Here is a 15,564-nt window from a genome sequence, read left to right as displayed (position 1 = left end):
TCGCCCGGCCCCTTGTGTGCGGCCCGCGGCGCCAGTGCCGGGGCGTTGTGAGGTGGGCGCGTTTTGCCGTTTGCGCCGCCCCGGGGGGGGGGGGGGGGCCCCCCGGCCCCCCCCCCCCCGACAGGGATTCCCGGGTCGGGTGTCTCAGTCCTGGGCGAGCGGCAGGGCGATGTCGGTGACCTGGCGGCGGGCGGGGAAGGCGCCCAGGTCGCGCGCGGCGCCGGTCAGCGGATCGATCGCGTACAGGCGGTGGCCACTGCCGTTGTTCAGGGTGGCGAAGCCCCGGTTGGTGCGCTCCTTCGGGGAGAAGTAGATGTCGAAACCGGTGTCCGGGCCGGCGTTGAGGCCCAGGTTGCCGGTGGGGGCGAGGGTGCCGCTGTTGGCGGGCGACTGGAGGGCGACGCGGTCGGCGAGGGAGTCGATGTCGAACAGGGTGGTCGCCGTGGCCGCGTCGAGGTCGTTGTTGGTGTAGGCGGCGCCGGTGACGCCCTGGGCGGTGGTGGGCGGCACGGTCGGGTTGGTGAGGGTGCCGTCGACGACGGTGCCCAGGGCTCCGGTGGTGTCGTCGATGTTGTGGCGCAGGTTCTGGCCGGTGTCGCCGACGATACGGAGCCGGTTGGCCGCGGGGTTGAAGTCGACGCCGAACCGCGTGCCGGAGAGCGCCACGGTGAGCTGGGAGACCTTGACGGCCCGAGCGTTGCCAGTGTCGACCGTGTAGACGCCGCCGCGGTCGCCGACCCCGTACAGCTTGAGGTTCTGGACCCGGAAGTCGATGCCGACGAGCTTGGTGTCGCCGGTCAGGCCGCTGATCGTGCCCCGTGATGTCGTCGCTGAAGGCTGGTTCACGGGGAACTGGACGAGCCGCTGCTCGGCCGTCAGACCCAGCGCGGTGAGTGCCGCGGGTGCGGTGGTACGGCCGCGGGGCGCGGTGGGCGCGGTCCCGGTGTCGGCGAGCGCGACGGCGGGTGCGGTGAGGGCGGCCAGGCAGACGGCGGTCGCGAGGACGGACGGGCGCATATGTGTGCTCCTTGGCTGGTGGACCGTCCCGGGTGTGGGCGATCTCCATGCGGGGTTCGGAGCCGGGGCCCGTCCGGATGGGCGGCGGATCCCGATATCACCTTGTTGGAGGACATATGGACTCGGTGGGGCTTACGGGAGCACCCCGCCCGCACCCGGTGACGACCTGGTTTACGGGGGCACCCCGCCCGCGCCCGGTGACGGCTGACCGGGCCCTGAGGACGGGGCGGGCGACGAGCCGCCTCCCCACACCGTCGGTGCGCGTGTGCTGCCAGGGGGTGGTGGGCCGAACCGACGCCCGGGCGCACGGACGGCGGCCCCGGCCGGAGGGGCCCTCGTGAAAGGGGTGCCCCCAGCCGGGGCCGCCGCGGTCATACCGTCATGCCGTCATGCCGTCATGCCGTCATGCCGTCATGCGATGAGCCTGCGGTGCGTTGTAGTACGTGTGGTGCGTGTGGTGCCTACTTGCCGAAGAAGGCGTTGTGCACGGTCACCTTGGCGATGCCGCCCTGCCTGTCGGTGACCTGGGCACGCAGCGTGATCGCCTCGCCCTTGGCCGGGTTCTTCACGGTCACCTTGTTCTTGGTCACCGTGAGCTTCTGCCAGGTCTTGCCACCGTCGTAGGAGGCGTGCGCGGTCAGGGCCTTGACATTCCCCTTCGCCGCCGCACCGTGGATCTGGAGCGGAATGACCTGGGTCGCACCAGCCGGGGCGGTGCTGTCCAGGCCGACCTTGGCACCGCTGAAACGCACGGTCGAGATCGGGAGCTGCACCTTGTCGTCCGTGGGCGCCGCATCCGCGCGGAAGGTCCAGTCGGCGTCGATCCGGGTGCTCACCCGGGCGGTCGCGGTGCTCCGCTCGACCGAAGTGGTGAGCTTGAACAGACCCGCCTCCCGGCCGATCGGCAGCGGCTCCCTACCGGTCAGCGCGTCGGTGCTGGCGGCGATCTTCGTCCCGTTCCGGTACAGCGTGGTCGCGACCGACGTGACGTCGGACCGTCCGGAATGGCCCCGGCCGTCCGAGAACAGCGGCACTCGGGTGTGCAGTTGATCGCCGGAGCGCGCGAAGCCCGAGTCCTCGTCGAGCTGCGGACCGACGACCGCGGTGTTGAAGACCTCCTGGTAGGTCTTGCCGGCCTGGTAGGTCTTGGGCGCGGAGTTCAGAACCAGGTCGATCTCATAGCCGTCCGGGTGTTCGGCCACGACCTGGCCGACGTCGAAGGACCACTTCGTCTTGCCATCACCGAGGACATGCAGGGTGCGGGTGTCGGGCAGGGGCCGTGCGGAACTGAAGCTGCTCAATCCCCATCGCGAGTCCCCGAAGAACGCGTTCGCGTCCACGACGGCCCGCCTGCCGTTGACCGAAGTCCCGAGACCGACCTTCACCGTGGCGAACTCCGCCGCCTTGAAGGCGCGGGTGTAGCCGGTGGGGATCCGCTTCACCGGTCCCTCGGTGGCGATGTTGTACTCGGTGCCGGACTTCCCTCGCCAGCTCCCGGTCCACGTCTGGGTCAGGGACCCGTCGGTGACCTGCGGGCCGAGATGGGCGATGCGTACGGAACCCAAGGTCAGCATGGGGTAGAACCCGCCGAGGTTCCCGCCGTCCGGCCCGGCCCAGAGGTACTGCGCCACTCCGAAGGTGAAGGCGGCCTTCGCGTCGGGCACGGTGGGCCTCACCGGCTTGGCCTTGCGGGCGTCGACCGTGATCGTCATGGCCTTGTCGACCACCAGTCTGGGCTGCACCAGGACATCGCGTCCCTTGGTGAAGTCCTGCGGGTCTTCCCGGGCGTCGGCGTTGAGCAGGTACTCACCCTTGGGTATCCGGACCGTGATGTCACCGTCCCCGGAATCGAAGGCGTACCCCATACCGGGCGTGGTCCTCGAATTGAAGATCGTCTCGAACTTCGAGCTCGGCTTTCCGTCCTGGCCGATGTGCTTCAGCCTGACGTCGTACGACTCGGCCTCCCGCTCGATCACTGCGGTGGTACGAACGGTCTGGCCGCCCCCGGACGCGATGACGGAGGCGGTGAAGTAGCCGTCATCGTCACCGCCGATCCGAGTGTCGGCGGTGACGTCGACGGAGGCGGTGCCCCCGGCCGGGACGGAGACCCGGTCCGCGCCGGTACTGAAGAACCCGGCCGGCGCCGGCTTGTTCCCCGGGGCGTGGCCGGTGACCTTCAGATCGAGAGTGACCGCCTGAGTACCGCTGTTGCGGTAGGTGATCTTCTTGGTGACCGGAGCGTTGTCGGTGTGTGGCCACGCCTGCTTGCCGAAGTTGACCGAGGTCTCATCGGAGACCACGGTCTGAGCGATCGCCTTGTCGATGGCGATCCGCCCGGTGCCCTGCTCATGGGGGGTGTGTCCGGTGTCCACGGCGGACGAGGCGAGTGCGCTCCGTAGCTCCTTGGCCTTCCACAACGGATGCTGCTGCTTGAGCAGGGCCGCGGCGCCGGCGACATGGGGGGTGGCCATCGACGTACCGGACAGCGTGGCGTAGCCCGGGATACCGCCGGGTGATTCGGTGCCTGCGGCCGCGGCGGCGGAGATGTCCACACCGGGCGCGGCCACATCGGGCTTGATCCCACCGACGAAGCCGGGGCCGGTGCTGGAGAAGTCGGCGAGCCTATCCGCGCGGTCGACGGCGCCGACGGTGAAGGCGGCTTCCGCGCTGCCCGGCGAGCCGATCGAGTTCGAGCCCATATTGCCCGCGGCCACGGCGAAGAGCACGCCCTTCTCGGCCGTCACCTTGTTGACCTGGGCTTCCAGGGGGTCGATCCCGGGGCTGTCCTTGCTGCCGAGGCTCAGGTTGACGATGTCCGCGTCCTGCGCCACCGCCCAATCGATACCGGCGATGGTCTCGGAGTCGCTACCGAACCCGTCATCGTCCAGCACCTTGCCGCTGATGATCTCGGCCTGCGGTGCGACACCCCGGTGGGTGCCGTTCGACCGGGCGCCGCTGCCCGCGGCCGTGGAGGCCACATGGGTACCGTGGCCCTGCCGGTCCACCGCGTCCGGGGCCGCGCTGAAGTTCTGGGACGCGATCACCCGGCCCTTCAGGTCGGGGTGCTCGGCGTCGACACCCGTGTCAAGGACGGCGATCTTCACGCCCTTGCCCTCGTAGCCGGACTGCCATGCCTTGGGGGCGCCGATCTGACCGGTGCTCTTCTCCAGGGTGGCCTTGCGGATACCGTCCAGCCAGATCCGGCTGATCCCGGAGGCGGTGGCACGGGCGCCGGTGCTGGTGCCCTTGGTGAGGGTCTCCCACAGCTCGGGAGTGGCGGTGACCGCGTCCGCGTTCAACGTCTTCAGCGAGCGGTTCAACTCCGCTTCGCCCGTGGCACGGACGGCCTTGCGGGCACCCGTCCCGGCCGACCCGCTGTACGCAACGATCACCCGCAGCCCGTCCCGGTACGCCTTACGGCTCTCCGCCCGGCTCAGTTCGGTGACATCGAACAGCCTCCGGTCCAGCCGGCCGTCGCTGATCAAACGACGGGCGTCCTGCGGCACCACGAAGGTGTGACCGCGCTCGGTGAAGGTCTGCACCGGTATGCTCTCGCGGCCCTTGGCCGGTTCGAAGCCGACGAGCTTGCCCTTGCCGCCGATCCGGACCCGGTCCCCGGTGATCAGCGTGACCCACTCCGCCCCACCGGATACCGCCGGGGCCTCCGCGACTCCGCCGTCCGGCGACGGAGAAGCGGTGGCGGACCCCGCCCCGGTCATTCCGGCGACCAGCGCCAGTGAGACCGCGGCGGTGAGCGCCGCAACCCCGGCGCCCTGCTGTCTGTTGAACACAAATCCTCCTGGGGGGTGTGAGCGAGGCGCTACAGCCTCGCTCACACCGGGAGAAGTGGAGTTCACCCGTCCGAGGTTGAGTGGCGGACCGAGGATGGCTGGAAGCGGACTGTCGTGACATGGCTTTCGGCCGCAATTCCGGTCCGGATGAACGAGCTCGCTTGCCCCGCCGTCTTATGCAACTCGGCAACTCTCCGACTCATTGGCCGGATACACCGGGTGCGCGGATAGCCCTCACAGTCGCGGCCTGGGCAATTCACCTCCACCCCACCGGTGAAGCCATGGCGGGAAATCGTCCAATCAGGAACCAGAAGTCACCTTCCTGACGCCTCCTCAGAGGGGTTACATCAAGCCATCTACATACCCCCTGGAGGTATTTGACGCGGCCCCAGAAGGCGAGCTAGCCTCGCATTTCAGATACCCCACTGGGGTATCCATGAGAGAGGAACGGTCATGAGCGAGACGAACTGGCACCTCAAAGGCGAGTGGTTCGACGTCTGCAGTTGTTCGACGCCCTGCCCTTGCACCTTCGCGCAGGCTCCGACGGACGGCGCCTGCCTGTTCACGCTCGTATGGCAGATCCATGAAGGGCACTTCGGAGATGTCCGCCTCGATGGCCTGGGGGTCGTGGCGCTCGGCGAGTTCGCCGGGAACATGTGGGTGAACGATCCTGACGCCACGATGAAGGCCATGTTCTACATCGACGCGAAGGGGACGCCGACACAGCGGGACGCCCTGGAGGAGATCTTCCGCGGCAACGTCGGGGGCTGGCCTGGCAAGTTCGGTTCACTGATCAGCGAAGTGCGCAGCGTGGAGTACGCCCCGATCCACTTCGACGCCGCATCGGATCTCGCGTACTGGCGCGCGAGCGTTTCCGACAAGGTGAGCGTGGGCGCCACCGCGCTGACCGGCCCCACCTCGGACCCCAGTCGCCGGGTGCAGTTGATCAACGCTCCCGGGTCGGAGGTGGGACCCGGCCAGGTCGCGACGTGGGGAGTGGTGAGCGCGGACCGCGCCGAGGGCTTCGACTTCTCCCGCGAGTACCGCGGCGGGTCCAGCAAGCACTTCCCGTTCGACTGGCGACCGGATGCGCAGCCGGCTCAGGACGCTACTGACTGATCCAGCCCTCGACCGGGGCGGGTTGACGGACGCGGCATGAGGTCGGGCGTGGCACCTCGCACGCGCCGGGGGCCACGACCGGCCGACCGGGGCGGGGGTACGGGGCGCGCTCCCCCGTACCCCCGCCCCCGTACCTCTACCGATTCATAGATCCACGCCCTACTCGCAGGCGATACCGTCGCCATCCCTGTCGAGGTGGCGGCCGTAACCGGGGTCCCCCCTGCGGATGGGGTCGGCGCCGGCTGCGCGTACCGCCGTGCAGTTCTTGTAGTACACGCTTTCGCCGCCCCCGCCCGTGCCGGTGGACCCACCCGAACTGTCCGTCGCCGGCGTCGGCGTCAGTATCGGCTTCGGCTTGGGCTTGGACGTCGACTTCGGCTTGGGAGTCGGCGTCGGTGTCGGCTTGGTCGCCGGCTTCGGCTTGGTCGGCTTCGCCGCCTCGCGTGTCGGGGACTTCGCCGGGGGCGTCGGGGGTGCCGGCGGTGGGGCGGTGACGGTACGGCTGACCGTGACCGTGGGCCCGGGAACGGCCTTGGTCTTCACCACGTCGTCGGGCGCGCACGCCGCGACCACCAGCGCGAGGACGAAGGTGATGGCCACCATGCCCCCACAGCCGATGGCGGTCTTCCGCTTCCCGTCGAGCGAGGTGCCACCGCCCGCACCGGGCGGCGGAGTCGGTCCGTACGGATGGGGCGGGTGCGGATGGTTCACGGACAGGTCTCCTCGATCTTGACGGTTCCGAAGTCGACCGTCTCGGACGGATCGACCGCTCCCGGGGCGGGGCTCTGGGAGCAGACCTTCCAATTCCGGTCCAGCACCTGCATGCGGCTCGCGCCGGTCGCGTCGTGCGAACTGAGCAGGTAGAAGCCCGCGGCCTGGGCCGCGTCCTGCGCCGCCTGAAGCTGCTGGCCCACCAGATTCGGCAGCCTCTCCGTGCCCGTGCCCGTGCCCGCGTCCGTGTCCGTGTCCGTGTCCGTCTTCGCGATCGGAGTCGCAGCGGGAGTAGCGGCCTTGGTGGCGGCCGGTGTCGGCTTCTGCGGCTGGGCCGCCACCGCGGGCACCTTCGCCTCCGGAGTGACGGTCACCGTCACCGTCTTCGTGACCGCGGGCCCCGGCACCGATTTGGTGACCGTCCGCGGGGTGGGTGATATCGCCGATCCGATGAACCCGATGACCAGGAGTATGAAGAGCAGCCCCCCGCAGCCGAGGGTTGCTTTCTGTTTCCCGCTGAACTGGTTGGGGTTCGCGGGAGGGCCGACAGGGGGCGGCGGGTATGCGGGCATGGCCAAAGCGGACTCCGGGAAGGGGTGATTGTTCAAGAGTGGACAAGATAAACAGATCGGCGCCGACCGCATCAGGCGGATGAGCGGATCGAGACCGCGCCGAGATCAACGGCGGGAACAGGGGCCCGTGGATCCCGTTCACGGTCACGGCCGGCTGTCTCTCGTACTCGGTGGCGATCACGCCTCGGGTGCCCCCCGCCGGTCGGAGGGCACCCGAGGCACCGGAGACGGACGGGCCGGACGGGGCGCACCCCGTCCGGCCCGCGTTTCCGCTCGTGCGATCAGTACCGGGTCGCGACCGTGACTCCGTCGAAGCGGCTCACCCCGTGGAGGCTGATGTAGTGCGTACCGGCCGCGGGGTTCTCGATGGTCAGGGTGTGGCCGTTGCCCGCGCCGGTGGACCGGGCCGTGTGGTTGGCGGTAGTGGCCCAGCCGGACCGGCTGTAGTAGAGGTCGGCGTCACCGCTCCCGCCGGCAGAGGTGATCGTCAGCCGCTCCGTACCGGCTGGGACCTGGAGGTAGAGGTAGGCGTAGTCACGGCTCGCGGCGGACTGGCGGGAGCGTTGGCAGTTCTCGCCCAGCGACCGGCGATCCGGTCCGGAGCACTCGGGCAGCGCGCCCGGGATCTCAACGGTCCGTGTCGTGGTGCCGGTGGCCCCCTTGTCGTCCGTCACGGTGAGCCGCACGGTGTACGTACCCGGCACCGCGTAAGTCCTGATGGGATCGGTCGCGGTGGAGGTGGTGCCGTCGCCGAAGTCCCAGACCCGCGAGACGACGGTGCCGTCACGGTCGGTGGAGCGGTCCGCGAAGGTCACGTTGGGCCCGCTGACCGTGGTGGTGAACGCCGCGACGGGCGCCTGGTTGACCGGAGGATTCGTCCCCCCGCAGGCACCGTAGGCACAGGCGGTCAGCCATGCCTTCCAGTCGCTCTCGTAGCCGTTCCCGACCACCCGGACGAGGTGGTCGCGGGCGGCAGCCCAGTTCCCGGTCCGGTAGTGGCCGAGGACGACGTCCATGTCCGCGCGGTGCGACTGGAGCATGTAGCGGACCGCGAGATAACCCCAGTTGTAGACGCGTGCGCTGTTCGCGTTGTCGTAGGTGGTGTCGAAGAGAGTGCGCAGGGCGTACGTGTGCCGGCCGGCCTGCTCGATCGCGGCCGTGTAGACGACGTCACGGTAGGAGTAGGAGACGTACTCGGCGAAGCCCTCGACCCACCAGACGGTCGGTGTGGACATGTTGGCGGCGAAGTCCCCGTACATGGTGAACCGACCGTCGAGGTAGTGGGTGTACTCGTGGTTGAGGTTCCAGATGTGGAACTCCGGCCGCAGCCACTCGGCCTCGTAGGCGATGAAACGCGGCTGGTTCCCGGCGCGGGCCGGATCGCCCTCCAGGTACATCCCGCCGTTGTTGGTGTCGATGCCATAGACGACGCCCGCGTACGTCTGGTAGTCGGCGCTGGAATCGAACGCGACCACCTCGATGGTGGTGTTGTTGTCGTCGGCGACCGGTCCGGCGTCCCGGGCGAGGGCGTGGAAGTGGGCGTCCTGACCGCGCAGGCTGGCGCAGGTGGCGTCGAGTTGCTCGGTGGTCATCTGCTGCGCGACGATCCGGATGCTCGGACCGCAGGTGTGCCGCACCTTCAGCACGGCGGTCTTGACGGTGTCCGGCAGGTCGCAGGTCCGGTACGTGGCGCAGTTGGCCTTGTCGTACGCCCAGGTCATCCCGGCGACGGCGACCCAGAGCGGCGCGGTGGGCCCGGTGACGGCGGTCCGGCCCAGCAGATCAACGGCGAGCGGGGTGACCTTGGCGCGGAAGCCAGGGTGCCGCAGGAAACGGCCCAGTTCGAGTCCCGCGTTGGAGACGAGGTGTGAGCGCTGCGACCCCAGCATGGCGAGGTGGGTGGAGGCGAACCGGTGCAGCGTGTCGAGTACGGCGGGGTCCAGTTGCACGGCCTGGACGAAGCCGGGCGCGCCATGGCCCCGGAACAGCACGGTGTAGACGTTGTTGACCGCGTTGAGCATCCACCACGAGGAGTTCCACGAGCTGGTGTAGTCGTTCAGCAGACGCTTGACCACCGGCAGATGACGGGCGTTGTCCTGCGCGCTGTCGATGAGCGTCACGGTCTCCGCGAGCACTTCACCGTTGGCGTCGTTCACGTCATAGGCGCGCGGACCGGCGAAGAAGGCGTCGAGACCGGAGCGGATGGCGGTCCGCAGGGTGGGTCCGTACTCGCCCACGGCGTCGGCGTGGGACCACTGCACGTAGTAGCCGGCGCGAAGGTAGAGGACCACCTGCGCCATGCTCGTGCTGTTGTCCCCGGGGTACGCGGCGGAGCCGTCCCGCAGCGCCTGGGCGACCGTGGTCATCTGGGCCTCACGGAAGGCGCCGTGCGCGTCGGCACCGGTGAGCTGGAAGAGCGTGTTGACGCAGTCGGTGGCGGACGACTTGATCTGCTGGACCAGCGCGGCACCGGTCTTGCCCGTGAAGTCACCGACGGAGCACGGGGCCGTGGCGGTCCGGGCGGTGGCGCCCTTCATGGAGGGCCGCACCCTGGCCGGTGCGGTGGCGGGGGTGTCGTAGTCATCCTTGAGGGCCGCGGTGTCGAGCGCGAGCGGCGGGCGGTCCGCCGCCGCCAGCGGCGCTCCGCCGATGTGCTCGGCCTCCGGCCCGCCGAGGAGTGCGGCGGCGGGTGCCGGACCGTCCGGCACCCGGGCCCCCGCCGGCGTGGCCGGGGCCACGGACGTGGCGTGACTCGGCGGTGCCGGCAGGACGAGACCGAGGCAGAGCGCCAGGGTCGCTATCAGGAGTCCGGTGGGACTTCTGCGGTCAGATTGGGTCCTCACGTGCCGCCTCCGAGCGGTGTGAAGGGCCACGCGGGGTGGGCGTGGCCGGGGAAGTGAGTGCGGGCGGGGTGCCAGGCTCGTGCTGGTCCGGCCGTGATGGCGGGGTGGGGGAAACCTTGACATGCCCATTACTCATGGCGTGTGACATGTACCATGGCACAGGTCACATGTGATGAGAAGAAGCCGTGGCGGAAAATTACCGCCACGGCTCGCCAGCGGGGGCGGTCACGGCTGACGACGGGCCCCGCCCGGGAGGCGGGCCGGCCCCAACACGCCCTTCATCGGCGGGCGTCGACTGCAAGGCGTCACCAGGGGGCATCGACTGCGGGGCGGCGTCGCACCGACCGCGCGCGGCTATCGGGGCTGCCGGGGCTGCCGGATCAAGGGGCCTCAAGAACGGCGGGGGGCCAGGGCAACGGCACGGGCTACAGAACCGGTTGCGGCACGACCCACCGCTACAGGCCATGGGGCGTGGGCTACCGGCTGCGGGCTGCGGGCTGCGGGCTGCGGGCTGCGGGCTGCGGGCTGCGGGCTGCGGGCTGCGGCAGGATCGTCCACCCGGGACTCCCGCGCGAGCACCGCACGGAGTGCGACGGGAGGCAGGTCACTCGACCCGGCTCAACTCCTGCCGCTGGCAACCGATGTGACGGTCCAGCACCCTCCGTACCGGCATCTCCGCGCCGCGACCCCCGCACCGCCACCTCCGGCCGGACAGACGCGACCGCGCGCGGGGAGCGGGCCTGCCGGCACCTCGACGGCGTACGGGCAAGGGCGGGGCTGACTCCTCAGCGTGGCGCCCGCTCCTCGCCGGGCCCGTGCGGCACGGCCGGAGGGCGGGCCATCGCCGCGCGGCGATGGCGCGTACGTGCCAAGGTCGATCCGGTGAACACGGCGGACCGGCGTGACTGATCCCGATCCCGGCCGCAGGCTCCAACTGGAGGAGCGAAAGGGCGGCCGGCCCGGACCCTCCCGGCGGTCCGCCGATCGGCGTCAGCGGTCCCGGTGCGCGGCGCCGGCCGTCACCCCGCCGCGGAGTCGGCGGGCGGGCGGCCCGCTCCGTGCGCCGGCCGCGACCCCACGGCTTCGTCCCCGTCCTGCGCCCACAGGGAACGGACATGCCCCAGATGGCGCGCCATGCACGCCTCGGCCGCCACCGCGTCCCGCGCCAGCATCAGATCGAGCAGCTCGATGTGCTCCTGTGCCGACGGCAGGAGTTCACCGCGCTCGTCCAGCCGCGTCAGCCCATACAGCCGGGACCGTTTGCGCAGGTCACCGACCGTCTCGACCAGGCGCTGATTGCCACTCAGCCCGAGCAGCGTGAGGTGGAAGCGGCGGTCCGCTTCCAGATATCCGATGAGGTCGTGCTCCCGGGCCGCAGCGACGATCTCCTCGGCCACCGGACGCAGCGCTTCGAGCTGCTGACGGGTGGCGGTCCCGGTGACCCGACCGACCACCGGGACCTCGATCAGCGCCCGGATCTCGCTGTACTGGTCGAGGTCGCGCTCGCTCACCTCAGTGATTCGGAACCCCTTGTTCCGTACGGGCTCGACCAGGCCCTCACGGGCCAGGTCGAGCATCGCCTCACGCACCGGAGTGGCGGACACCCCGAAGTCGGCGGCCAGCCCGGGAGCGGAGTAGACGGAGCCCGGCCGCAGCTCACCCGCGATGAGGGCCGCGCGCAGGGCGTTCGCCACCTGGTCACGGAGCCGCTCCTGGGCGGTGATCAGGCGGCGTTGCTTCTGGGGTTCGGCCATCACGGTCCTCCGTGTCGCTGCGGAGCCTCAGCGTACAATGTCACGTTGCGCTCCCCACGAGTGACGGAACCACCGACTCCGGGAGACGGCAGTGCTCGGGTGCGGTGCCCACCGCGGGATCCGGTCCGGCCGGTCAGGCGCCCCCACCCGCCGGCAGGAGGGTATAGGTCCGCGTCGACGTGTAGAAGTCGAGCGCGCCCCGCCCCTGTTCGCGCGGGCCGTGGCCGGACGCCTTGGCACCGCCGAACGGAAGGTGGAAGTCGACGCCGGTGGTCGGGGCGTTGACACGGATCATGCCCGTGTCGAGGGCGTCGAGCCCCCGCAGGGCGGTATCGAGGTCGGCGGTGTGCACCGAGGTGACGAGGCCGTGCGGAACGCCGTTGCTCATCCGGATGGCCTCCGGAAGGTCGGCCGCCGACAGCAGGGCGGCGACCGGCCCGAAGACCTCCTCGTGCAGCAGTGGATGCTCCGGGGGGAGGTTCTCCACGAGGGTGGGTTCGGCGTACCAGCCGGGGAGGTCGGGCGTCCGGCCGCCCACCAGCACCTGGGCGTCGCGATAGGAGTCCCGGGCCCGATCCCGGGCATCCCGTGAGATCAGCGGCCCGCAGACCGCGTCGGGGGAGGACGGAGCCATGGCCGGGATCGCCCGGAGGGCCTCGCTGAGCGCTTCGCGCAAGGGTTCCAGAGCGGCCCCGACGGCGATGACCCGGCTGGTCGCCGTGCACTTCTGCCCCGCGTACCCGGCGACGGCGCCCGCGATGTGGGCGGCGGCGCGGGCGGGATCGGCGTCCGGGAGGACGAGGGCGGCGTTGAGGCCGCCCATCTCCGCCTGGACCGGGATGCCACGCGCCGTGGCGGCGCGGACAACGGCGCCGCCGACGGCGGTGGAGCCGGTGAAGGAGACGACATCGACGGCGGAGACGAGGGCGTTGCCCTCGGACGGGCCGCCGGGCACCACCGTGAACACATCGCCGGGCAGGGCCCGTCGGAACAGCTCGCCGAGGCGCAGGGCGCAGGCGGTGGCCTCGGGTGCGGGTTTGAGCACCACCGCGTTGCCCGCCGCGAGGGCGGGCGCGGCCTTCCACACCGGGATGGCGAACGGGAAGTTCCACGGCGTGATCAGCCCGGCGACACCGTACGGGCGCCGCCTGGTCAGCAGGAGCCCCGCCCCACCGGCCGGTTCGTGCACCGCTCCGGTCGCGTCGTAGGGCAGCTGGGCGTAGAAGCGGAGGACGGCGACGGTGCGGGCGATCTCCGCGCGGGCTTCCGCGATCGGCTTCCCCACCTCCCGTACGACCAGCTCCGTCAGCTCGTCGGCCGCCGCCTCGATCAGTTGGGCGGTGTGGCCGAGCGCCGCCGAGCGGGCACCGGCGCCGGCGGCCAGCCATCCGCGCTGGGCCTCGCGACCCCGCTCGGCTGCCTCGACGGTGGCCCAGGTGCCCGCGGCATCGACCCGGACGACGACATCGCCGGGGTCGGTCGGGTTGCGGGAGACGACGGAACGGGACTCGGTGGTGGTCTTCGCACTGGTCACAGCAGGAATCCTCCGGGGAACGGGTCGGTCGGGTCGAGGAAGTACTGAGCGGTGCCGGTGATCCAGGCACGTCCGGTGACGGCCGGGATCACCGCCGTACGGCCGCCGACCGTCGTCTCCCCGATCAGACGGCCGGTGAACTCCGTACCGATGAAGGACTCATTGACCAGGTCCTGGCCGATGGGCAGTTGGCCACGGGCGTGCAGCTGCGCCATCCGGGCGGAGGTCCCGGTTCCACACGGGGAGCGGTCGAACCAGCCGGGGTGGATGGCCATCGCGTGCCGGGAGCGGCGGGCGTCCGAACCGGGCGCGGCGAAGTAGACGTGTTTGAGGCCGCCGATTGCGGCGTCCTCGGGGTGGACCGGCCGGTCGGTGGCGTTGACCGCGTCCATCAGGGCGAGGCCGACGGCGAGGATGTCGTCCTTGCGGGCCCGGTCGAAGGGCAGATCGACGGCGTCGAGCGACAGGATCGCGTAGAAGTTGCCGCCGTAGGCGAGGTCGTAGACGAGGGTCCCGTGGCCGGGAACCTCGATCTCGCGGTCGAGTCCGGCCGCGAAGGACGGCACATTGGTCAGGGTGACGGCCACGGCGGCTCCGTCCTCGACCCGGACGTCGGCGGTGACCAGGCCGGCCGGGGTGTCGAGCCGGATGGTCGTCACGGGCTCGCGCACCTCGACCATGCCGGTCTCGACGAGGACGGTGGCGACGCCCATCGTGCCGTGGCCACACATCGGAAGGTGGCCGGAGACCTCTATATAGAGCACACCGAAGTCGGCGTCGGGCCGGGTCGGCGGCTGGAGTATCGCGCCGCTCATGGCGGCGTGGCCACGCGGCTCGTACATCAGCAGGGTGCGGATGTCGTCCCGGTGCTCGGCGAAGTGCAGCCGGCGTTCGGCCATCGTGGCGCCGGGGATGGTGCCGACGCCTCCGGTGATGACCCGGGTGGGCATTCCCTCGGTGTGGGAATCGACGGCGTGGAAGACATGGCGGGTGCGCATGGGCCTGTTCCCCCGTTCAGTGGTGGCCGTCGGCGAGCAGCTTCTCGGTGAGCGAGCGGATGGCGTCCGCCTGGTCGGCGGGCAGCGGGAAACGCGGCGGCCGGGTGGGGCCGCCGTGGAGTCCGGCGACGTCCATGGAGACTTTGATGGCCTGGACGAACTCGGGCCTGGAGTCCCAGCGCAGCAGGGGGTGCAGTTCGCGGTAGAGGGGCAGTGCGGTGTTGAGGTCGTGGTCGACGGCGGCCCGGTAGAGGGCGACGGACGCCTCCGGGACGGTGTTCGGGAAGCCCGCGATCCAGCCGACGGCCCCGGCGAGAGCGAGTTCCAGGAGGACGTCGTCCGCGCCGATCAACAGGTCCAGCTCCGGGACGAGTTCGGCGATCTCGTAGGCGCGGCGGACGTCGCCGGTGAACTCCTTGACCGCGACGACGCTGCCGTCGTGGTACAGATCGGCGAGCAGCCGGGGCGTGAGGTCCACCTTGGTGTCGAAGGGGTTGTTGTAGGCCACGACGGGGACTCCGGTCCGGGCGACCTCGGCGTAGTGGGCACGGACCGACGCCGCGTCGGCGGGGTACGCGTTGGGCGGCAGCAGCAGCACGGAGCCGGCACCCAGCTCCGCGGCCCGGTCGGCCCAGCGACAGGACTCGGCGCTGCCGTAGGCGGAGACACCGGGCATGACCCGGTCGCCGCCGGCGACATCCACGGCGGTACGGACGACCTGTGCGCGCTCCGCGTCGGTGAGCGTCTGGTACTCGCCGAGCGACCCGTTGGGTACGACACCGTCGCAGCCCGCCTCGAGCAGACGCGCCACCTGGGCGGCGTAGGCGTCGTGGTCGACGGAGAGGTCGTCGCGGAACGGGAGGGTGGTCGCGACCATGATTCCGCGCCAGGGACGGGTTCGGGTGGTGACGGTGGTGGTCATGGGGACTCCTTCGGGTGGGTGGGGTGCTCCGTCGGGTGGGGTGTCTGCTCCGTGAGGTGGGAGGTGCGGTGCTCCGTCGTCGGGCGGGGGTCCGTCAGCCGTCAGGTGTGGTGGGGACGTTCCGTCGGACGGGGTCCGTCAGGTGGGGTGGTGCCGTTCCGGTAGGCGGGTCCGTCAACCGTGAGGTGCGGTGGCGGTGCTCGGTCAGGCGGTCAGGCGGTCAGGCGGTCAGGCGGTCAGGCGAGGCTGGTCGTCAGGCGGGGTTGGTCGTCAGGCGAGGCGGCGATGCTTCGTCAGGCCAGA

General features: G+C 70.7%; 10 protein-coding genes. 1 reads left to right on the top strand and 9 read right to left on the bottom strand.

The window, feature by feature from the left end; all coding sequences use genetic code 11:
• Window positions 1-144: 144 nt before the first annotated feature.
• Together ACH4S7_RS33595 and ACH4S7_RS33590 are read right to left on the bottom strand one after the other, a co-directional pair.
• Window positions 145-1,017 carry a DUF4394 domain-containing protein gene (locus tag ACH4S7_RS33595; RefSeq protein WP_398525164.1) on the bottom strand — a complete coding sequence of 291 codons (873 nt, stop codon included), beginning with the start codon at window positions 1,015-1,017 and terminating at the stop codon, window positions 145-147.
• A 461-nt stretch (window positions 1,018-1,478) separates the two neighbouring features.
• Complete coding sequence (locus ACH4S7_RS33590; protein WP_398525163.1) at window positions 1,479-4,808, bottom strand: S8 family peptidase; 3,330 nt, start codon at window positions 4,806-4,808, stop codon at window positions 1,479-1,481.
• 453 nt (window positions 4,809-5,261) lie between these two features.
• Here ACH4S7_RS33590 and ACH4S7_RS33585 point away from each other — a divergent pair, with 453 nt between their 5' ends.
• Window positions 5,262-5,927, top strand: coding sequence for a DUF1326 domain-containing protein (locus tag ACH4S7_RS33585; RefSeq protein WP_398525162.1), 666 nt, complete (start codon window positions 5,262-5,264; stop codon window positions 5,925-5,927).
• Window positions 5,928-6,086: 159 nt separating this feature from the next.
• Here ACH4S7_RS33585 and ACH4S7_RS33580 read toward each other — a convergent pair whose 3' ends face one another.
• The 7 genes from ACH4S7_RS33580 to ACH4S7_RS33550 all read right to left on the bottom strand — a co-directional run bounded on the left by ACH4S7_RS33580 (window position 6,087) and on the right by ACH4S7_RS33550 (window position 15,261).
• The gene (locus tag ACH4S7_RS33580) at window positions 6,087-6,638 is read right to left on the bottom strand and encodes an excalibur calcium-binding domain-containing protein (RefSeq protein WP_398525161.1); all 552 of its coding nucleotides are present in this window, start codon (window positions 6,636-6,638) and stop codon (window positions 6,087-6,089) included.
• On the bottom strand, window positions 6,635-7,210 hold the full coding sequence (locus ACH4S7_RS33575; protein WP_398525160.1) for a hypothetical protein: 576 nt from the start codon (window positions 7,208-7,210) through the stop codon (window positions 6,635-6,637). Before ACH4S7_RS33575 ends, ACH4S7_RS33580 begins: the two co-directional genes overlap by 4 nt.
• Before the next feature lie 281 nt (window positions 7,211-7,491).
• Entirely contained in the window at window positions 7,492-10,053 is a 2,562-nt protein-coding gene (locus ACH4S7_RS33570; protein WP_398525159.1) for a collagenase, read from the bottom strand.
• A gap of 1,019 nt (window positions 10,054-11,072) precedes the next feature.
• Entirely contained in the window at window positions 11,073-11,807 is a 735-nt protein-coding gene (locus ACH4S7_RS33565) for a GntR family transcriptional regulator (RefSeq protein ID WP_398525158.1), read from the bottom strand.
• Between the two features lie 133 nt (window positions 11,808-11,940).
• On the bottom strand, window positions 11,941-13,341 hold the full coding sequence (locus ACH4S7_RS33560) for an aldehyde dehydrogenase family protein (RefSeq protein ID WP_398525157.1): 1,401 nt from the start codon (window positions 13,339-13,341) through the stop codon (window positions 11,941-11,943).
• On the bottom strand, window positions 13,338-14,339 hold the full coding sequence (locus tag ACH4S7_RS33555) for a proline racemase family protein (protein ID WP_398525156.1): 1,002 nt from the start codon (window positions 14,337-14,339) through the stop codon (window positions 13,338-13,340). Before ACH4S7_RS33555 ends, ACH4S7_RS33560 begins: the two co-directional genes overlap by 4 nt.
• A 16-nt stretch (window positions 14,340-14,355) precedes the next feature.
• Window positions 14,356-15,261 carry a dihydrodipicolinate synthase family protein gene (locus ACH4S7_RS33550; protein WP_398525155.1) on the bottom strand — a complete coding sequence of 302 codons (906 nt, stop codon included), beginning with the start codon at window positions 15,259-15,261 and terminating at the stop codon, window positions 14,356-14,358.
• Window positions 15,262-15,564: the final 303 nt, after the last annotated feature.

The sequence above is a fragment of the Streptomyces sp. NPDC020965 genome (assembly GCF_044333555.1).
Taxonomy (GTDB): domain Bacteria; phylum Actinomycetota; class Actinomycetes; order Streptomycetales; family Streptomycetaceae; genus Streptomyces.
Note: the sequence above shows the minus strand (reverse complement) of the source record. Positions and strands in the feature narration are given on the sequence as shown.